21 protein-coding genes are annotated in these 19,542 nt (G+C 64.2%); 9 read left to right on the plus strand and 12 right to left on the minus strand.

What is annotated here, in order from left to right; all coding sequences use genetic code 11:
• The first annotated feature begins 93 nt into the window (after window positions 1–93).
• Window positions 94–966: a 23S rRNA (adenine(2030)-N(6))-methyltransferase RlmJ gene (locus A9404_RS09225; RefSeq protein WP_066100618.1), complete on the plus strand. Its 873-nt coding sequence runs from the start codon at window positions 94–96 to the stop codon at window positions 964–966.
• Window positions 967–1,042: 76 nt separating this feature from the next.
• Here the strand turns inward: A9404_RS09225 and A9404_RS09230 are convergent, their stop codons facing one another.
• Complete coding sequence (locus tag A9404_RS09230) at window positions 1,043–1,756, minus strand: LytR/AlgR family response regulator transcription factor (RefSeq protein ID WP_066100621.1); 714 nt, start codon at window positions 1,754–1,756, stop codon at window positions 1,043–1,045.
• Entirely contained in the window at window positions 1,753–2,973 is a 1,221-nt protein-coding gene (locus A9404_RS09235; protein ID WP_156521298.1) for a sensor histidine kinase, read from the minus strand. Before A9404_RS09235 ends, A9404_RS09230 begins: the two co-directional genes overlap by 4 nt.
• A 3-nt stretch (window positions 2,974–2,976) precedes the next feature.
• On the opposite strand from A9404_RS09235, the gene argH reads away from it, so the two are divergent.
• Window positions 2,977–4,410 (plus strand): argininosuccinate lyase, encoded by a 1,434-nt coding sequence (gene argH, locus A9404_RS09240; protein WP_066100624.1) that lies wholly within the window; start codon window positions 2,977–2,979, stop codon window positions 4,408–4,410.
• A gap of 4 nt (window positions 4,411–4,414) precedes the next feature.
• Entirely contained in the window at window positions 4,415–4,861 is a 447-nt protein-coding gene (locus A9404_RS09245) for a carboxymuconolactone decarboxylase family protein (protein ID WP_066100626.1), read from the plus strand.
• A 17-nt stretch (window positions 4,862–4,878) separates the two neighbouring features.
• Here A9404_RS09245 and A9404_RS09250 read toward each other — a convergent pair whose 3' ends face one another.
• Window positions 4,879–5,514 carry an alpha/beta hydrolase gene (locus A9404_RS09250; RefSeq protein ID WP_066100630.1) on the minus strand — a complete coding sequence of 212 codons (636 nt, stop codon included), beginning with the start codon at window positions 5,512–5,514 and terminating at the stop codon, window positions 4,879–4,881.
• Between the two features lie 228 nt (window positions 5,515–5,742).
• Here A9404_RS09250 and pdxH point away from each other — a divergent pair, with 228 nt between their 5' ends.
• Together pdxH and A9404_RS09265 are read left to right on the plus strand one after the other, a co-directional pair.
• Window positions 5,743–6,417 (plus strand): pyridoxamine 5'-phosphate oxidase, encoded by a 675-nt coding sequence (gene pdxH, locus A9404_RS09260; protein ID WP_066100636.1) that lies wholly within the window; start codon window positions 5,743–5,745, stop codon window positions 6,415–6,417.
• A complete protein-coding gene (locus A9404_RS09265) occupies window positions 6,414–7,103 on the plus strand; it encodes a uracil-DNA glycosylase (protein WP_066100639.1) in 690 nt (229 codons plus the stop codon). Before pdxH ends, A9404_RS09265 begins: the two co-directional genes overlap by 4 nt.
• Before the next feature lie 18 nt (window positions 7,104–7,121).
• Here A9404_RS09265 and radC read toward each other — a convergent pair whose 3' ends face one another.
• The 5 genes from radC to A9404_RS09290 form a co-directional block, all read right to left on the minus strand.
• Window positions 7,122–7,793 carry a RadC family protein gene (gene radC / locus A9404_RS09270; RefSeq protein ID WP_066100642.1) on the minus strand — a complete coding sequence of 224 codons (672 nt, stop codon included), beginning with the start codon at window positions 7,791–7,793 and terminating at the stop codon, window positions 7,122–7,124.
• A gap of 28 nt (window positions 7,794–7,821) precedes the next feature.
• Window positions 7,822–8,583: an HvfC family RiPP maturation protein gene (locus A9404_RS09275; RefSeq protein ID WP_066100645.1), complete on the minus strand. Its 762-nt coding sequence runs from the start codon at window positions 8,581–8,583 to the stop codon at window positions 7,822–7,824.
• Window positions 8,580–9,425, minus strand: a complete 846-nt coding sequence (locus A9404_RS09280) for an HvfB family MNIO-type RiPP peptide maturase (RefSeq protein WP_066100648.1) — start codon at window positions 9,423–9,425, stop codon at window positions 8,580–8,582. Before A9404_RS09280 ends, A9404_RS09275 begins: the two co-directional genes overlap by 4 nt.
• A 99-nt stretch (window positions 9,426–9,524) precedes the next feature.
• On the minus strand, window positions 9,525–9,752 hold the full coding sequence (locus tag A9404_RS09285) for a hypothetical protein (RefSeq protein ID WP_066100652.1): 228 nt from the start codon (window positions 9,750–9,752) through the stop codon (window positions 9,525–9,527).
• A gap of 175 nt (window positions 9,753–9,927) precedes the next feature.
• Entirely contained in the window at window positions 9,928–10,518 is a 591-nt protein-coding gene (locus tag A9404_RS09290; protein ID WP_082922870.1) for a thioredoxin family protein, read from the minus strand.
• A gap of 242 nt (window positions 10,519–10,760) precedes the next feature.
• On the opposite strand from A9404_RS09290, the gene hemC reads away from it, so the two are divergent.
• From hemC to A9404_RS09310, 4 genes are read left to right on the plus strand one after another with little or no spacing between them, the layout of a single operon-like run.
• Entirely contained in the window at window positions 10,761–11,735 is a 975-nt protein-coding gene (gene hemC, locus A9404_RS09295; RefSeq protein ID WP_066100660.1) for a hydroxymethylbilane synthase, read from the plus strand.
• 16 nt (window positions 11,736–11,751) lie between these two features.
• Entirely contained in the window at window positions 11,752–12,546 is a 795-nt protein-coding gene (locus tag A9404_RS09300) for a uroporphyrinogen-III synthase (RefSeq protein WP_066100663.1), read from the plus strand.
• Between the two features lie 6 nt (window positions 12,547–12,552).
• A complete protein-coding gene (locus tag A9404_RS09305) occupies window positions 12,553–13,815 on the plus strand; it encodes a uroporphyrinogen-III C-methyltransferase (RefSeq protein WP_066100666.1) in 1,263 nt (420 codons plus the stop codon).
• Window positions 13,812–15,056 (plus strand): heme biosynthesis HemY N-terminal domain-containing protein, encoded by a 1,245-nt coding sequence (locus A9404_RS09310; protein ID WP_066100669.1) that lies wholly within the window; start codon window positions 13,812–13,814, stop codon window positions 15,054–15,056. The genes A9404_RS09305 and A9404_RS09310 overlap by 4 nt, the downstream gene beginning before the upstream one ends.
• Before the next feature lie 25 nt (window positions 15,057–15,081).
• On the opposite strand, the gene A9404_RS09315 is transcribed toward A9404_RS09310, so the two are convergent.
• The 4 genes from A9404_RS09315 to ccsB form a co-directional block, all read right to left on the minus strand.
• Entirely contained in the window at window positions 15,082–16,473 is a 1,392-nt protein-coding gene (locus A9404_RS09315) for a GGDEF domain-containing protein (RefSeq protein WP_066100672.1), read from the minus strand.
• Between the two features lie 16 nt (window positions 16,474–16,489).
• Entirely contained in the window at window positions 16,490–17,332 is an 843-nt protein-coding gene (locus A9404_RS09320; RefSeq protein WP_066100676.1) for an endonuclease/exonuclease/phosphatase family protein, read from the minus strand.
• 50 nt (window positions 17,333–17,382) lie between these two features.
• Window positions 17,383–18,069: a thiol:disulfide interchange protein DsbA/DsbL gene (locus tag A9404_RS09325; RefSeq protein WP_066100678.1), complete on the minus strand. Its 687-nt coding sequence runs from the start codon at window positions 18,067–18,069 to the stop codon at window positions 17,383–17,385.
• A 175-nt stretch (window positions 18,070–18,244) separates the two neighbouring features.
• Window positions 18,245–19,462: a c-type cytochrome biogenesis protein CcsB gene (gene ccsB, locus A9404_RS09330; RefSeq protein ID WP_082922871.1), complete on the minus strand. Its 1,218-nt coding sequence runs from the start codon at window positions 19,460–19,462 to the stop codon at window positions 18,245–18,247.
• Window positions 19,463–19,542 lie beyond the last annotated feature (80 nt).

A 19,542-nucleotide genomic window follows, 5' to 3' on the forward strand; every position in this document is an offset into this window, starting at 1 on the left:
GTTTTCCGGGGTGAGGGACGTATCATGCATGCATGAGGCGTCTGCAGACGACGGTTGTGAATCGCCTTTCTTCGTTACCGTGAAAATTTTCCCATGAATTACCAACATCATTTTCATGCCGGCAACCATGCCGACGTGCTCAAGCATCTGGCCCTCCTGCAGCTGATCGCGTTGATGGAGCAGAAGGACGCGGGATTTCTGGTGCTGGACACCCACGCCGGCGCGGGCCTGTACGACCTGGAAGCGAGCGAGGCGCGGCGTGGTGACGAGGCCGAGGGAGGGATCGGGCGCCTGCGCGCGGCCAGCGAGAACGCCGACGCGGCCGTGCCGGCGCTGATTCGTCGTTATCTGGGTCTCGTGGATGGCTTCGGTCGCCGGCATTACCCCGGGTCGCCCGCGCTGGCGGTGTCGACCTTGCGCGCCCAGGATCGGTTCGTCGGTGTCGAGATGGTGCCGAAGGTAGCGCGGGAGCTGGAACGGAATCTCTCCGGTCTGGCCGTTCCCGAAGATGGTCTTGCGCCACGGCGGCGGACGACGCGCTGCGACAATGGACTGGCGGCGCTGAAATCCGATCTGCCGCCGATCGAGCGGCGCGGCATCATTCTGATCGACCCGCCGTACGAACAGGCCAGCGAGCGCGAGGATATCGTGCTGGCCATCGAGGCGGGGCTGCAGCGATTCGCGACCGGGGTGTTCGCCCTGTGGTATCCCATCAAGCAGCGGGCCTATCTGGATCGCTGGTTGCGCCGCATTGCGCGACTGACGCCCAAGCCGGTGCTGACAATCGAGAACTCGATCATCCGGGACGAGCCCGGCAACCGCCTGACGGGTTCGGGATTGCTCGTCATCAATCCGCCTTGGCAGTTCGACATCGCCATGGCGCCGGTGCTCGAATTCATCAATCGAGCCTTGCGGGAGGACGATGCGGCGCCGGCGTCGATAGACTGGCTCAATCCTCCGGCCTGACCCGGCGCGCTCATGGACAGCGCGCTCAGGGCCGGCGCGCTCAGGGCCGGCGAGCAGACAGGCTCAGGGCGTCGCCCTATTCCTGAGTCTGTGTGCCCAGGGCCTGGCGCACGAGCGGCAAGGCGCGCCGGCTGATCTCGAGCGCCGTGTCGAGGCCCCGGATCTCGGCGAAGTGCCGTCCGGTCGCATCGCGGTGGATGCCCGTCAGACGGGCGCGATTGACCAGCGCATGCCGATGGATGCGCAACACGTAGTCCCCGAGCAGGGCTTCGATTTCCTTGAGACTGGGGTCGATCAAGGCCTCGCCCTCCGTGTGAATCAGCCGGGTGTACTTGTCTTCGCTCAGGATGGCGATGACCTGACTGGCGCGAACGACGCGTTGCGTACGCCCGATCTGGATGCTGAGGCCGGGCTCCCGTTCCTGTTGCGCCCGGGTCGGCTGTCGGGCGCGGGTGATCGCCTGGGCCAGTCGGTCCGCCTCGATGGGCTTGAGCAGATAGTCGACGGGCCCGGCCGTGAAGGCGTTCAGGGCGTGTTCGGGGTGCGCGGTCGTGAAGACGATCGCGGGGGGCAGCGGGCGATTTCGCAGCCGGCTGGCCCAGACAAGGCCCGTTTCCCCCGGCATTTCGATATCGAGAAACACGAGATCGGGATCGAGGGTTTGAAGGAGCGTCTCGGCTGCTGCCGCGTGACCCGCCTCCCCGACCACGACGATGTCCGGATGGGCGTCCAACAGACGGCGCAGACGCGCGCGCGCCAGGGGTTCGTCGTCGACGATCAGGACTTTCATCCGTGTCTCTCCGGGGTGTCTTGCGGCCGGTCCGGTCGGGGAATCACGAGCTTGACCCGATAGCGGTCGTCCACGACCCCCGCCCGCAAGCTGGCCGCGTCGCCGAACATCAGGGCCAGGCGATCCTGGATATTGGCCTGGGAGATGCCGTTGCCGTTCGATGCCGTCTCGCCCGCCACCCGCGGATTGTCGATCACGATGCTGACCGACCGGGGGCTGACCTGACACTCCAGACGGACGGTACAGGGTGCGGTGCTGCGTTCGGCGCTGTGCCGGACCGCGTTCTCCAGCAGCGGTTGCAGGGTCAGTACCGGTAGCCGGATCTTGGGCAGGTCTTCCGCAGGCAGGTGTTCCTCGAAGGAGAGTCTTGACCCCAGACGCCATTGCTCCAGCACCAGATAGCGGCGTGCCAGCTCGAGTTCCTCGGCAAGCAGCGCCGTGTCCGCGGCATTGAGGGCGGCGCGGAAAATCGAGGCGAGGTTCAGCACGGCGGTTTCCGCCGCCTTCGGGTCCGTGTCGATCAGGGCGGCCACGGTGTTGAGACTGTTGAACAGAAAATGCGGACGGATGCGGGCATGCAGCGCATCCAGTTCTGCCTTCGTCTGGGCGGAGAGCTGGCGCGCCTTGGCCAGATGGAGCGAGAAGATCCAGATGCCGACGGCGCCGACCACGGCGGCAATCGCCAGGTTGTGCAGCAGAAACTCCGCTTGCGATTCGGTGGCCTGCCAGCCCAATTCGGTGAGCGACTGGTAGGCGAACAGGCTGACCGCCGCCGTGACCGCGAGCAGGGTGCTCATCACGCCCAGCAGCAGCGGGGTCAGCCGTAATCGGCTCAAGGGGCGACGGAGCGCACACAGCAGGCTGACGGTGATCAGTGCGACCCAAGTCGTGAACCAGGCGGTGGTGCCCAGGCGCACCCAGCGGTCCTCGCTGGCGCCCGGTGCGATGGCGAGCAGCAGTGCCAGACAGAAGCCGAGCAGCAGCGTGATCAACAGGATGTGCGGGGTACAGAACGCGGGCAGCGCGGCGGAGCGGGGTGTGGGTTCCTGCTGGGGGTTGGGCGGTGCCATGACGGTCTCCTTGTCCTGGTACGGATCGCCGGTGGACGACGGCCGGTCGTTGCCCGATCCGGCACGCGCATCGGGCAGGTACAGCGGGCCAGCGATGACCGGGCTGCGATATACTAGCGCAATCCTGCGAACCACATCGAGAAGCACGCCATGATCCGACCCGACGAGCAAACCGCCGACCAGAACCCCGACCTGCCCCTGGTCAAATTGTGGGGCGGCCGATTCGACGAGCCGACCGATGCCTTCGTCGAAGCCTTCACCGCCTCCATCGGTTTCGACCAGCGCCTGTACCGGGAAGACATCGCCGGTTCGATCGCCCATGCGCGGATGCTGGCGAAGGTCGGCGTGCTCAAGACCGAGGAATGCGACAAGATCGTCCAGGGTCTGAACGCGATCCTGCTCGATATCGAACGCGGCGATTTCGCCTGGGTCGTGGCCTACGAAGACGTGCACATGAACATCGAGGCCCGGCTGATCGACCGGATCGGCGATGTCGGCAAGAAACTGCACACGGGGCGCTCGCGCAACGATCAGGTGGCCACAGACGTGCGCTTGCATCTGCGTGGGGCGATCGACCGCATCCTGGCGGAACTGACGCGCCTGCGTTCCGGGCTGGTGGATCTGGCCGAGCGCGAGGCCGATACCGTGATGCCCGGCTTCACCCATCTGCAGGTCGCCCAGCCCGTCAGCTTCGGCCACCATCTGCTGGCCTGGTACGAGATGCTGACGCGGGATGCCGATCGTCTGGTCGACGTGCGCCGCCGGGTGAACGTCCTGCCGCTGGGCTCGGCCGCGTTGGCGGGGACGTCCTATCCGCTGGATCGGGCCTATGTGGCCGAGCAGCTCGGTTTCGACGGCGTGAGCCGCAACTCCCTGGACGCGGTCTCCGATCGCGATTTCGTGATCGAATTCCTGTCGGCGGCCTCCCTCGCCATGATGCACCTCTCGCGCATGAGCGAGGAACTGATCCTCTGGACCTCCGCGCAGTTCGGCTTCATCGACCTGCCCGACCGGTTCTGTACCGGCAGTTCGATCATGCCGCAGAAGAAGAACCCGGACGTCCCCGAACTCGTGCGCGGCAAGACCGGCCGGGTCTACGGCGATCTCTTCGCCCTGCTCACCCTGATGAAGGGGCAGCCGTTGGCGTACAACAAGGACAATCAGGAAGACAAGGAGCCGCTGTTCGATGCCATCGACACGCTGCTCGGCTCCCTGCGCGCCTTCGCCGACATGATCCCGGCCCTGCAGCCCAACCGCGACCGGATGCGTGCCGCCGCCCGTCAGGGGTTCTCGACGGCGACCGATCTGGCCGATTACCTGGTGCGTCAAGGCGTGCCCTTCCGCGATGCGCACGAGATCGTCGGTCGGGCGGTGCGCCACGCGCAGAACGCCGGCTGCGATCTGGCCGATCTGCCTCTGGACGTCCTGCAGGGCTTCTCCGCGAAAATCGGCGAGGAGGTGTTCGCGGTGCTGACGCTGGAAGGCAGCATGGCGGCTCGGGACATCGAGGGCGGCACGGCCCCGGCGCAGGTGCGCCGTCAGGCGGCGGCCGCCCGAGCCGCCCTGGCCGAACAGGGCGCCTGATCCCATGGCGGGGGATGCGGCCAACGATCCGGCCAACGGTGCTGCCAGTCATGCCGCCAGCGACGACGACCGCTTCCGGCGCGGCTGGGCCAAGCTGCAGGAAGTCGATGGGGCGGCGGCGGAACGCGTCATGACCGCCCTGCAGGACATCGCACCGGATCTGGGCCGGTACATCGTCGAATTCGCCTATGGCGACGTCTATGCCCACCCCGGACTCGACAACCGCACCCGCGAGATCGTGACGGTCTCGGCACTGGCCGCCATGGGCAACGCCCAACCGCAACTCAAGATCCACATCCATGCCGCGCTGAACGTCGGTTGCACCCGCCCGGAGATCGTCGAGATCATGATGCAGATGGCGGTGTATGCCGGTTTCCCGGCCGCGTTGAACGGCATGTTCGCCGCGAAGGACGTCTTTGCCGAACGGGATGCCGCCGGCAAGACGAACTGAGTCCGTCGTCCGGAAGCCTAGGCTGTACTTTTCGCCAGTCGCGCCCGCAGCCAGTCGGCCATGTCGACCAGCTCCTCGGGCACGATGCTGTGTGCCATGGCATAGCTGCGTTGCGTGACCGCCGTCATGCCGAGATCGCGCAGGTGGGCGGCGGCGCTGTCCGCGGAGGTGTGGGGGACGACATCGTCCTGCGTGCCGTGACCGATGAAGATCGGCAGTGTCCGGCGGTCCGGCGGTACCGAGAATGCATCCCGCGCCGGGAGCCAGGTCGACAGCATGAATACGCCCAGCGGCGGCCGTTCCGTCGCCATCGCCGTGCGCAAGGCAACGACGCCGCCCTGGGAAAAGCCGCCGATGACGAAGGGGGCATCGCCGATCCGCGCCTCGATCAGGCGCACCATGTCCGAGACTGCGCGCGCGATGCCGGCTTCGTCCACGGGGGCGGTGCGGTCGTGGCCGAGAATGTCGAACCAGCTGGGCATCACATAGCCACCGTTGATCGTTACCGGGGCAAAGGGGGCATCCGGGGTATGAATCACCACAGCATCGACCGGCAGGCCGGTTTGCTCGGCCAGCAGTCGCCCCACGGGGGCCAGGTCGTCTCCCTGGGCACCCAGGCCGTGGAGCAGGAAAATATGCAGCGTTTGGTTCATGGGGGATTGCGCTCACCGAATAAAAGGGAACAATCCGCTGATTGTAGCCCAGCGCGCCTGTTCCGAACGCCGTTTGCCCGCGCCGAGCCACCCCAGGAAGGCCACCGCTCGGGTGCTGCGGATCGACACAGGATACGCCCGGATCCACGGGGATCGGTTAGGATTCGGTGTCGAGGCGACACTCACCCGCGCCCCGCCCTTGTTCACCCGCCCAGCGATCGAGGTCCCATGACTGATTCATCCATCGACCAATCCGAATACGACCACCGTGCCGTCCGGCGCGATTTCGTCTTTGGCGAGTTGCACCGTGCGGAACTGTTGCCCGATCCCGTGGCCCAGTTGCAGGGCTGGTTGACTGCCGCGCAGGCGGCCGGAAATTTCGACCCGACGGCCATGTGCCTGTCGACGGCCTCGGCGGCGGGTCGTCCGTCCTCGCGTTATGTGCTGCTCAAGCATCTGGATGCCCGCGGCCTGTGCTTCTATACGGACAGCCGGAGCCGCAAGGGCCGGGAACTGGCCGAGAATCCCCATGCCGCGCTCGCGTTCTACTGGCCGGAGACGGACCGGCAGGTTCGCGTGACCGGACGCATCGAACGACTGCCGGACAGCGATGCCGAAGCCTATTTCCAGCAACGCCCCATCAAGTCCCGCATGGCCGCTGCCGCCTCGGAGCAGAGCACGCCCATCGCCGATCGCTCGGTGCTGGAGGCGCGTTTCCGGGAAATCGCCGAGCGCTATCCGGAAGGCGACGTGCCGCGCAATCCGGCCTGGGGCGGCTATCGGCTGGTGCCCGAGGAATGGGAGTTCTGGCAGGGGCGGCCTTCCCGATTGCATGACCGCTTCGTCTATCTGCCCGATGCGGATCAACCGGGCGCCTGGCGAATCCAGCGGCTGATGCCATGACCGAGGCGCCACCGCTCGAACCGGGCTGGTGGGCGCAGCTGGCCTCGGTATTCGCCACGCCGCCCATCGATCGTCTGCGGGATTTCCTGCGCACGGAACTGCGGTCGGGAAAGCAGTTGCTGCCCGCCAAGACGGACTGGTTCAATGCCTTCGCCGCCACGCCCTTCGACCGGGTGCGGGTAGTGATTCTCGGTCAGGACCCCTACCCTACGCCGGGTCACGCCCATGGGCTCAGTTTCTCGGTCCGGCGGGACGTGCGCCCCCTGCCCAAGTCGCTGGTGAACATCTTCCAGGAGCTGGCGGACGATCTCGGCATCCGCAATACCTCCGGGGACCTCACGCCCTGGGCGGATCAGGGCGTTCTGCTGCTGAACGCGGTGCTCACCGTCCCGGCGCGACAACCGGCGGGTCATCAGAATCAGGGCTGGGAATTGATTACCGATGCGGCAATCAGTGCGCTGGCCGCGCGGGAAAAACCCGTGGTGTTCGTCCTCTGGGGGGCGGCGGCCCAGCGAAAGGCGGCCCTGATCGCCCCGCACAACCACAACCAGCGTCATCTGATCATCCAGAGCCCCCACCCCTCCCCGCTCTCCGCCTATCGCGGCTTTTTCGGTTCGCGGCCGTTCTCGCGCATCAACGACTTTCTACAGCAGCACGGCGAGCCGCCCATCGACTGGCGCACCTGACGACGGTCGTGGCCGGGTTCAGAGCATGCCGCGCTCGGCCAGGGAGGTGCAGCGGTCGCCGACGATCAGATGATCGAGCAGGCGCACGTCGATCAGGTTCAGCGCATCGCGCAGCCGCACCGTGATCTCCTGGTCGGCCCGGCTTGGTTCGGCGATGCCGGAGGGGTGATTGTGGGCGAGGATGACGGCGGCGGCATTGTGCCGCAGCACGGCTTTCACCACCTCGCGGGGGTGGACGGCCGCCTGGTTGATCGTGCCGTGGAACAGGCGCTCGAAGGCGATTACCCGATGCTGGTTGTCCAGGAACAGCACCGCAAAGACCTCCTGGTCGCAGTCGCGCAATTCCGCATGGAGGAAGCGTCGGGTGGCCTCGGGGGAATCGATGACGGCACCAACCGTCATCTCCTCGGCAAAATGGCGACGCGCCAGTACCAGCACGGCCTGGAGCTGGGCATATTTCGCGTCCCCCAGGCCCTTGGCGGCGGTGAACGCGACACGCGGTGCGCCAAGCAGGCCCCGCACCCCGCCAAAATGAGACAGGAGATCGCGCGCCAGATCGACGGCGGAGCGACCGGCCACGCCCGTGCGCAGGAAAATCGCCAGCAGTTCGGCGTCGGACAGGGCTTCCGGCCCCTGTTTGAGCAATCGCTCTCGCGGCCGCTCGTCGGCCGGCCAGTCGGTAATCGCCATCACGGACTCCTTGTGGTGGTTGGGTGAATTATCGTTTCGATGCGGTCCGCCGCGTACTCCCGAGCAGGACGCCGTCCCGGCGCCAGTCTTCCAATTGTGCCAGGGCCTGGTGACGCGTCTCGTCCGGCGGTAGGCCGCTCTGCCGACAGAGTTCTTCGATGATGTCGGCTCCGGATGCGTCCGGGTTTTCCCCGATCAGCGCGAGCAGCAGGGCGCTGGCGGCGGAAAGCGTCTGTATCCGAATCAATCCCGCGTCGTCGCGGATCAGGCAGAGAAAGGTCGGTTGTGCGGCGCCTTCGATGGGCGACCAGGCCGGATCGTGGACCGGAAAATCGCTCTCGAACAGCAGGCTGTCGGGGGTCGGCACCGGATGGCCGGCCAGAAGATCGCCATCTGCGGTCAGTTCGGGCGCGGGTTCCGGGTCCTCGGCCTTGCGCAGTTCGAAGCAGGCCAGTTCGAAGGCGGCGAGCTCTTCCTGTCCCGGCGTGAGCGCCAGCGGCGACTGCTCGGCCAGAAAGTCGGCGAATCGGGCGGGCACGTCGGCCAGAAAGGGTGAATGCTGTGGCGAGTCGCGAAAGAAGGTGTGTACCAGGGTGTCCCAGTGCGCCGTGAGCAAGCTGGCACGCAAGCGGGGGAAGGTGCTTTCCAGCACGCCATCGAAGTTGTTGAAGAAGAGCCGGTGGTAATGTCGCATCCGGTCGGCATCGCAGCCATCGGGCAGCGGCGCCTGATCCGGGTTGCGGACATGGGCGGCAAACTGGCGTTGCAGCGTCTGAAAGTCCGCCGTCATGAGGTCGTGGTCTCTCGCGGTGCCGCATCGGTCGGTAGGGCGGATGCCGCGATGGTCCGTATCGTGGACACCTCGGCCATCAGGGCGCTCAGGGGTGGGATCTCGAAATCCCGTTCCAGCAGGGTGGGCACGGGGCCGAATCGCCGGTAGGTGTGTTCGAGCAGCGACCAGACCGGGTCGCTGACCGCCGCGCCGTGCGTATCGATGATCAGATTCGGCTCGATCTGCTCGTGACCGGCCACGTGCAGATAGCGGACACGATCCAGCGGCATTCTGTCGATGAAGGCGGCTGGGTCGTAGCCGTGATTCACGCTGTTGACGTAGACGTTGTTCACGTCGAGCAGCAGGTCGCAGTCGGCCCGTTCGAGGATGGTGGTGATGAAGGTCGCCTCGTCGAGTTCGGCGGTCGGTGCGGTGTAGTACGACACGTTTTCCAGCACCAGCCGGCGGCCGAGGAGGTCCTGCACCCGGTCGATCCGTTCGACCACGTGATCGATGGCTGCCTCGGTAAAGGGGATCGGCATCAGATCGTAGAGATGGGCATTGTCGCTACAGAACGACAGGTGTTCGCTATATAGAACGGGTTGGCATTCGTCGAGGAATTGCCGGATGGCGCGAACAAACGCGATGTCCAGCGGTGACGGGCCACCGATCGACAGCGACAGCCCATGGGTGTAGAGCGGGTAGCGTGCGCACAGCGCCTGAAAGCGTTTTTTGACCGGGCCGCCCAGTCGTAGCCAGTTTTCGGGGGCGACTTCGAGAAAGTCCAGGTCGGGCTGACTCTGCTCGATTTCCTGCATCAAGCTGCCCCGACGCAGCCCGATGCCGACATCGACGGCCATGCGGGTGTTCACGGATGTCACCGAAGTGTCCCGGTCAATGGCGCCCGCCTGGTCCGACTGAACCGGGTGCCGGAGGTGGTCATGGCGCCGGATGCGGCATCAGCTCTTGTTTTCGGTCTTGGTTGAAGACTTGTCGTCTTTCTTCATGTTGCCGCCACAGGCGCCGTTCCCGCCACAGGCCATTTCGGCCAGCTGAACGGTGCTGCCCTGCGCATTCTGGCTGCTGAAGGTGTTGTTCTGCGTCGCTGCAGTGGCGGTGCCCGCCGTCATGGCGGCTGCAATGGCCGTGGAGGCGAGGATGGCTTGTGTGCGCGTACGGACTTTCATGGTTTTTCTCCTGTCGAGGGGTGGTTCCTGCCGCATTGGTTTGGGCAGAGCCCTTTTATAGCGGCAGTCGGGGATGGAAGCAAACGAATTAACCTGAGGATTCCTGTTGATAAGTGTCGGTTGTTTCAGGGTTCTTGTTCTGTAATCGGCGCCCGAATGACAATCGATCAGGCGATCACAGGACGCGACGATCGGCCCTTTTCTTGGGGGTGCATTGCTGCGGATCGGGTGTCTTGACGCAACGCTCGGCGAGCTCGATGCCCTGCTGCAGGTAATACGGGTAGAAGTCGGGCACGGTCACGCCGGTGATCGGGGCGCCGATGGCCTGTCCGTCCGGGCCGAAGAACACGACGACCGGGACCAGTTGTACGCCGAGTCGGCGGGCCAGATCCCGATTCGATTCCGAATTGCCGCGCGGGTCGAGGACCGAGCCCGGCGCATCGATTTCCAACCGACGGACGATCAGTTTTCCCTGGTAGGCCGGGTCTTTGGCCATGGGACTGATGAAGTCGCTGTCCACCACCTGACAGTAGGGGCAGTAGCTGGCGTGGACGAACAGCAGCATGGGAATTTTGGCCGCTTTCATCGCGGCGAGATCCCGAGGCAGATCCCGCAGCTCCGCCATGAAGGGGACGGTTGGCGCACTGTCGCCATCCTCTGCCCACGCGGTGGCTGGCAATGGGCCGGCGATGAGCAAGGCCAGGCTCAGTAGCGGCAAGAGACGACCAATTAGTGTCGGGCGTGGGCGGGTCAGGAGTCGGGGCATGGGATGACCTGTGGTGCTCGGCAGGAAGGAGATGCTGGGCACGATTTTAGCGCAAAAACCAGCGACTTTCGGTCGGTGTCCCGTGCGCGGGGGCGATGGTGAACAGCATGCATCATCCTTGGACGCGGCGGATGGCCGCCGGTTCCCCCCGATCGTAGGCGGAGCGGTCGCTGCGGGCGGCGGTACCCCCAATCGGAGCGAACTTGGGTAACATAGTCCTTCGTTTTACTGGAGATAAGTTCATGCCGCATGCCACTGCCCCCGTGGATCTGATTCGTATCGCGACACGCGAAAGCCCGCTGGCGCTCTGGCAGAGCGAGTTCGTCGCCGAGGAGCTCAAGCGTTTGCATCCCGGGTTGCGCGTCGAACTCGTCAGCATGACGACGAAGGGGGATCAGCTCCTGGACAGCCCGCTGTCCAAGATTGGCGGCAAGGGTCTGTTCGTGAAGGAATTGGAAGTCGCCCTGCTCGACGGGCGGGCGGATATCGCGGTCCATTCGATGAAGGATGTGCCGATGCATTTCCCTGAGGGACTGGGGCTGGTGGCCGTGCTCGAAGGGCACGATCCCCGGGATGCGTTCGTCTCGAACACCTATGCCCGGCTCGAGGATCTCCCCGAGGGTGCCGTGGTCGGCACCTCCAGCCTGCGTCGCGAAACGCAGATTCGCGCCCGGTTTCCGCAGTTGGTCATCAAGATGCTGCGCGGGAATATCCAGACCCGGATGGCCAAGCTGGATGCCGGTGAGTACGACGCGATCATCCTGGCCGCCGCCGGCCTGAAGCGTATGGGTTACGACGAACGCGTCCGTTACGAGATCCCGCCCGAAGACTCCCTGCCTTCCGTCGGTCAGGGCGCCTTGGGTATCGAGGCCCGTACCGACGCACCCGGCGTGCACGCGCTGGTTGCCGGCCTGATCGATGCGGCCACCACCACCCGGATCACCGCCGAACGCGCATTCAACACCCGGCTCAACGGTGGATGTCAGGTTCCCATCGGCGGTCACGCCATCCTGCTGGACGATGGCCAATTGTGGCTGCGCGGCATGGTCGGCAAGCCGGACGGGTCGCAGATGCTGCGCGACGAGATCACCGGCCCCGCTGTAGAAGGCGCTGCCCTTGGCGTCGCCCTGGCCGAGCGCATGTTGGGCAACGGTGCGGATCGGATCCTGGCCGAGGTGGGCATTCATGCCGACCCGGTGGCCGGTGACGATCAGTAGCAACGCGAGGCGTCGCGTGCGCGGCCAACCCACTCCGCTGATTGCCCTGACGCGTCCGGATGGCGGCAATGCCCGCCTGGCAGCGCATATACGCGCCGCCTGTCCGGACTGCCGAGTCGTCGATTGGCCACTGCTGCTGATCGAGTCCGCCGCTGATCCCGCGCGTCTGCGAACCGAACTGAGCGCGATGGCCGAGGATGACTGGGCGGTATTCGTCAGCCCCCGTGCCGTTCGACACGCGCAGGCCTTGCAGCCGCTGGCTCAATGGCCCGCCCGACATTGGGCCGCCGTGGGCGGTGCCACTGCAGCCGTCCTGGGCGATTTTCGGGCGGGCTCGGCGACCGAAATACTCGTGCCGAAGACCACCCAGGATTCCGAGGGACTGCTGGCGGCCTGGCCGTCCGGTGACCTGACCGGCCGTACGGTCTGGCTCGTTCGGGGTGAAACCGGGCGAGAGACGCTGGCAGCGGGCCTTCGGTCCCGTGGTGCGAGGGTGCGCTATCTGCCCGTGTATCGCCGTCGTTGTGCCGGGGCGCCGCCAAAGGACGGTGCGGATACGGGCACGCTTCCCGCCATCTGGGTGATCACGTCTCCCGAGTCGCTGGTGTGCCTCACCAACTGGGCGACAGCGGCGCTGGATGCCGGACAGCGAAAAGGGCTGTTACACTCTGGTCTCGTGGTCATCAACGAACGCACTGAAGCCAAGGCCCGCGCGCTCGGATTCACCGGCACCATCGTTCGGGCGACGGATCCGGATGATCAGGCACTGGCCCGGGCCTGCAGTGATCGTTCCCTTATTGAAGCAGGATAGCCGCTCATGACGACACCCTCCTCCGATGCGCCGGACAAGCGCGAAAAACCGACGGCCAGCGAAATCGCCGACGAGATCAAGATTGGGTCCCGAGCGCCCGCTGCAGATGAAATCGCTGCCTCCGAAGACCTGACGGCCGACACGCCTGCGGCGAATGGCGGCGAACGGGCGGACGAGGCGCCGATCCCGGCGCAGCGTGCCTATGGCTATTGGTTGCTGGTGATGTTCGTTGTCTTTGCCGGCTCGTTGGCCAGTCTGGCCTGGTATGGCTGGAACCTGTTCCAGACGAACGCGACACGCATCAATCAGGTGCTGACGACGCAGAAGGCGGATCAAACTGCGCTGGATCAGGCGTTGGCCAATGCGCAGTCTCGTCTGGACCGGCTGGACACTGAGGCACAGGCGGCGCAACAACAGCGTGCGGCCATGCAGTCGGACAATGGCGCGACCGAGAAGAAGCTGACGCAGCGTATCGATACGCTGGATCAGCACTATGCGCAGATCGAGGATCGACTCGGGCGCGGCGAACTGGCCTGGCAGGTGGCGGAGATCGGGTTCCTGCTGACCCGGGCCGAGGAACGACTGAGCGTATCGCATGATCCCGCAGGGGCCGCCGTGGCCTTGACCCTCGCCGATCAGCGACTGGCGGGCTTGTCCCGTCCCGAGGTGCTGCCCGTGCGCGCCGATATCAGCCAGGCACTGGCCCAGCTCCAGCAGGTGGATGCCTTCGATCGCGTCGGGATGGCCCTGCTGTTGCGTCGCTCCGTTGATGCGGTCCCGCGCTGGCCCCTGATCGGGACCGATCTGTCGTCCCGGGACGCCAATGCGTCTCCACCCGCATCCACGGCGTCTGAGCCGAATGCCGCACCCTGGTACGTTCGCTGGCCGCGTGCCGTGTGGCAACCCGTCGAGGCGTGGTTGGACCGCCAATTCACGCTGACCCGCAGCGATGCGCCCCTGAAAGCCAGTGCGCGTGCCAGTACGGATCGGGAAACGGAAATATGGTTGACGGCCGTTCGCGAGGCGCTTCTGGCGCGAGATCCGCATGATTTGACTGCCTCATTGCAGCAGGCGGAGGATTGGATCAAGTCACACTACGCAGATCAGGATCCCGAGGTGAAACGCACCCTGCAGGCACTGGAAGAAACCCAGAACTTCTTTGCGACGAAAAAACTGCCTGATCTGACCCCGATCTTCAAAGCCTGGCGTGCGACCGGTCTGATGGCCACGACGACCTCGGCACCCGCCGCGACGGAGGCACATCCATGAAACGCTTCGTGATCTTTGGGCTGCTGATTCTCTTTGTGGGGGTCGCCGGCTACTACTTCGTTCGGGATCCGGGTACGGCGGATGTCGCGCTGCTCGGTTGGCATCTGCAGACGTCCGCCCTGGGGCTGTTGGTTCTGATTCTTCTTTCCTATCTTGTGCTGATGATCGTGTGGCGGTTGCTCTCAGCCCTGTTCGGCCTCCCCGGATATCTGCGACGACGCAGCGCGCGTCACAAGCAGCGGGCTGCCGACGAAGCCCTGCTGCGCGCCTGGGCGGAGTTGGAGCGGGGTCGGTTCGCGGCAGCCGAAAAGCTGGCGCTGAACAACCGGGCCCATGGGAGTCTGCCGCCACTGCATTCGGTGGTCGCGCTGGATGCGCTGCTTGGCCGCGGCGAGACGACGGCAGCCCTGGATCTCTTGAATGAGGTTCGGCTGCAGTATCCGCGTTTCGCCGATTTCCTCGCCCTGCATCTGGCCAATCGCTTGCGCGTTGAGCGGGAATATCCGCCTGCGCTGGAGCTGTTGCACGGGCTGTCGGTGGCCCATCCCAAGGACGAAGCCATTCTCTGCGCTTTTGCGGAAACGCTCTATGCCGCAGAGGACTGGGCCAAGCTGCAGACGCTGCTGCCTGCCTTGCGGCGTCTGAAATGGCCGGGGTTCACCGAGCAGGACCTGAGTCGCATCGAGTTTGCGGTTTTCGACGGCCTGATCGCGACGGCGACCCGTACCGGCGATACCGAACGACTGACGCAGCTCTGGGCCGATGTGCCCAAGTCCATGAAACACGATTCTCGTCTGATCAGCCGTTTGGCACGGGCATGGGCCCAGAGCGGTCGAACGGCCGATGCGGAGTTGGTTCTGGAAAAGGCGTTGAAGCAGCGCTGCACGCCGCCCTTGCTCCGGCAGTGGCTTGACCTGCCGCCAGCCGATCCGGCGCGTGGCCGGAATCTTTTCGCCGCATGGGCCGGGCAGCACGAGTGTGCGTTGGGCGATGCGGACAAGGCCTACGCTCAGGCCAAGCTGGCCTGGTTGAACGACGATCTGGCCACGGCGCAGAATGAGTTGGCCGCCGCGCTTACGCACCAGCCCGATGTGGCGACGTTGCGTCTTGCCGCACAGATTCACGAACGCCAACGCGACAGCGTGCAGGCACTGGCCTTCTACAAGCAGGCCACGACGCGTCTTGAAACCGAGGTGCTGGGTGAAGGTGAGGGCCGAACGCCATCAGAGGCACGACGCTAACGCGGCCGCAACGAACGCCCCTTGGCTACTTGATCAGCGCCATTTCGGTGCGATTGCGACCATTGGATTTGGCCCGATATAAGGCCTCGTCGGCACGCATGATCGCCGTTTCGCTCGTTTCCTGGGGTTGTACTTCGGCCACGCCACAGGAGAGCGTGATCTTCAGGGGGGTTTCCTTGAAGCGGAAGGCAGTGCCGGCCAGCGTCTCGCGAATTCGTTCAAGAATCACGAATGCCTGTTGCAGGTTTGCCCGGGGCAGAATCATCACGAATTCTTCGCCGCCGTATCGGGCCACCATGTCGACGTCACGGATCAGCTTGTGCAGCGTCTTGCCGACCACGTGCAGCGCCTTGTCCCCTGCCTGATGCCCGAAGGTATCGTTGACGCTCTTGAAATGATCGATATCCCAGATGGCGAAACACAGCGGGGTGCTTTCGCGTTTCATGCGCGCCATTTCCAGTTCGACACGCTCGTCGAGGGCGAGCCGGTTCGGTAGACCGGTCAGGGGGTCGCGCAGCATCTTCTGCTCGCTGGCGATCAGTTGCTCGTGCAAGAAGCTGCGCGTGCTTTCCAGTTTGGTGATCTGCTCACGCATGTGCTGATTCTCGAGTTCCAGTTCATCGAGTCGCTTTTCTTCCGTTTGCCGGAAGGACTGTATGTAGTCGCCGATGCGCAGGATGCGTTCGCGAACCTCTTTCTTCAATTCGTCGAGATCAGTGGCCGATGCCACGGTCTGTCCGATGTGCGTGACCTGTTCCGTCACCGCCTCGTCGAGGGCACGCTGCGAGTCCCTTTGCGTCTGGATGTCGGTGAGGTGCGCGAAGGTATGTTGATCGATTTCCGAGAGGGACTCCGTCAACTGCTGGAGAAACTGCGCCAACTCCGTCTTCTCATGTTCCAGCGCGCGGCGCATATCGTTGATGAGGGATGCGGCACGATCGATCAGAACGGAGTTGAGCGTGCGATCCTTGGGATCCTGAATGATTCTAAGTAGCTTGGCGCGCCGCCCATCAAGCTGCTCGGTAAACGCGATACGCTCGAGTAGGATCGGCAGAAAGTCTCGGACGTCGATCTGTGCGGCATTCTCCTCCGGCGTGAGCGTCTCGCTGCGGGGCGGGGTGAGATTGTTGGCCTCGATGGCACGGATTTCCTCGGCCAGGCGCTCGATGCTCGGCTGAAGGCGGTCCAGCGCGAGCGGGCCGTCTTCCGACTGGCGGAGCGTTTCGCGAAGTTTCTGGCTATCCGCGGCAAGTTCCGGATAGGCCTTGTCGACGGCGAACAGAACCCGGCTGATCAGTGTCCGCAGCAGCGACTGGTGTCGCTGCTCGTTGTTTTCCAGCGTGCTGATTTCACCCAGTAGTTGCTCATAACGTTCGCGATAGTCGATTTTCGGGGCTTCTTTCGGGGTCTCGCTCATTCGCCGCTCCTTGGGATCATGATGCGTTCGCTTGGAGATGGGGGCTGTCCGGAGGGGTCAAGGCAATTTGCATGGCCAACGGCGCGTGATCCGATACACCGAAACGCAACGCCTCGACCGATTCGATCACGATTTCCGGGCTGACGAGAATGTGATCGATGGCGCGATTGGGGCGCCAATTCGGATAGGTGTCTGGCGAATCCGCCGGCAGCTTTAGGTTCGCCTGATTGCACAACTTTTGCAAGTCGGCGTTGTCCGGCGTGCAGTTGAAGTCTGCCATGACGATCTTGGGGCCGGGGTGTTCGGCACACAACTCGATCAACCGAGTCAATTGCTGTCGCCGTGCGCGCTGGCTCAGGGACAGATGACTCACGATGATGCGCAGGGATTGCCCTTGCCAGGCGAAATCCGCCAGAAGGACGCCGCGCCCCGGGATTCGGCCCGGCAAGGGGTGTTTTTCGATATTCAGGGGCTGCGTGCGGGCCAGAAGACCGAGGGCATGCTGGCCCCAGTGGCCGAGATCTCGGTTGAGGCGACTGGACCAGTGGGGCAGGCCAGAGCGAAGGGAAAGATATTCGGTCTGATTGAGAAAATGACTGCGCAGGGAGCCGTCATCGGTTTCCTGGAGCCCCACGATATCGAATTGCCGAAGGAGTCCTGCAATGTGATCGAGATTGCGGATGCGGTCGGCGCTCGGCAGCACGTGTTTCCAGCCATGGAAGACGTAATCACGATATTGGCTCGTCGCGATACCGGCCTGGATGTTGTAGGAGAGCAGTCTCAGGGACGGTGCGTCCTCTGCCAATGGGGCCGGTACGGGGTTGAACACGATGGGATGGGTGCGCTGCGTGCTGGCCATGGGATGGTCGTTGTCCGTACCTCGCGGCCGGGGCTGAGCCCGGCCAGGTATTACTTCGATGCGGATGTCCGCTTTTCGGCCGTGATCTTGTCGATCAGTGCCCGAACCACCGGGAGCATGGCTTCATTGCTGCCCACCATGTCGCCGGTGACCAGGTATTTGCCGTCGACGAGCATGGCGGGGACGCCGGTGACACCAGCTTCCTGCCCGACGACCTCGGCTTGGCGAACGGCATTATCCACGCCGAAGGAGTCGTACATCTGCAGGAACTTGTCCCGGTTGACGCCGAGATCCGCGTACATGTCGGCAATCTGCTCCTTGTTGACCGGCCGCATGCGCTTGACGTGAATGTCGTCGAAGATCGCCCGGTGGGTTTGTGGCAACACGCCCATGAACTTCGCGGCGAAGAACGCCTTCGTCAGCGGTATCCAGTTCGGGGAGAGCGGCAGCGCATAGGGTTCGAAATCGACGTTGGCGGGCAGCGTCTTGCGCCAGGCTTCAATCTTCGGTTCCAGATGGAAGCAGTGCGGGCAGCCGTACCAGAAGAATTCCTGCACGAGGATCTTGCCGTCGGCAGGTGGTTTGACGTCGGTGATGACGACCCGGTAATTGCCGTTTTCCTTGAGCGTGACCGCCGGTGCATTTTCCGCGGTGGCTACGGGGACACTCAGTATCGACAGGCACAGCAGGCCAAGACTCACCCAGGCACGGGTCCAGGGGATAACACGTCGCGACATAAAAACTCCTGTTGAAACATTCGGGTGCGGGACCCGTTCCGGTATGGGGGACGAATTGAAATTGTACGATATAGACCGGGCATTTGAACGGACGTTCGGCTTCAGGGCGAAAAAAACCCCGCAGAGATGCGGGGCTATCGTGACCGGGTGGCGCCGGTGAAGGCGCCTGCGTCCGTTACAGTTTGCCGTAAGAGTGCAGCCCGGACAGGAACATGTTCACGCCCAGGAACGCGAAGGTGGTGACCAGCAGTCCGCCGACGGCCCACCAGGCCATCGCGGCACCGCGCCAACCCTTGCTCAGGCGCAGGTGCAGCCAGGCAGCATAGTTCAACCAGACGATCAGTGCCCAGGTCTCCTTGGGATCCCAGCTCCAGTAGCCGCCCCAGGCCTCGGCCGCCCACATGGCGCCCAGAATCGTGGCGATGGTGAAGAAGGCGAAGCCCAGCGCGATGGACTTGTACATGATGTCGTCCATCACGCTCAGGGACGGCAGCCGGTCGTTCGGGCCGTCGCCACCCATTTTTTCCTTGATCAGGTAGGCCACGCCCACCATGGCGGAGATGGCGAAGCTGCCGTAGCCGATGAAGTTGGCCGGGACGTGAATCTTCATCCACCAGCTCTTCAGGGCCGGTACCAGCGGTTCGATGGTGTTGGCTTCCTGCGATACCTGATACCACATGAGGAAGGCCAGGGCGGCGGTGACGACCGTCATGACGAAGCCGCCGAGCGCACGGGTCTTGTAGCGGCGCTCGTAGTACAGGTACAGGATCGACGTGAAGACGCTGAATACCACGAAGACTTCGTAGAGGTTGCTGACCGGGATGTGACCGTAGTCGAAGTTGATCAGATAGGACTCGCGCCACCGGGCGAAGAAGCCGATGAAGGCCATGGCGACCCCGCTCCAGACCAGGCCGCTCGCCACCTTCTGGGTGAATTCCGACCGACGCCAGAGACCGAAATAATAGGCGGGCATGGCGAGCGCGAACAGCACGACCATCCACATGGTGGCGGCCGGGCTGGCGAAGAAGAACCGCAGGAAGAAGTGACCTTCCTGGATTTCATGCAACTTGACGCGGCCTACGGCTGCGCCGCCCGGTGCATAGAGCCCGTACTGGTAGAGCGTGAACAGGGAGAAGACGGCAACCACGCCCACCAGCCAGCGGGTCGCCGGCCAGATCCAACCCAGAAAGCTGAGGGCGATGGCCGAGCCGAACAGCATTCCGATCTGGGGGCCCCAGAGATAGGTGCGATAGTGGTAATACGCGAAGACGGCGGCGGCCAGCATGACCAGGGTGTAGACGATATCGATGGCCCCGATACGACGATTGGGTTCGAACCTCGGCTTCAGGGATGCATCGAGCATCGGCATCATGTGTTCTTTAGGCACAGACATGGTTGGTTACTCCTAAAATCTGAAACGGTACGGTCGGCGGGGCCGATCACGGGGAGGGGGAACGGTGGGCGATCCTGCCC

This window comes from Halothiobacillus diazotrophicus (assembly GCF_001663815.1).
GTDB classification, from domain to species: domain Bacteria; phylum Pseudomonadota; class Gammaproteobacteria; order Halothiobacillales; family Halothiobacillaceae; genus Halothiobacillus; species Halothiobacillus diazotrophicus.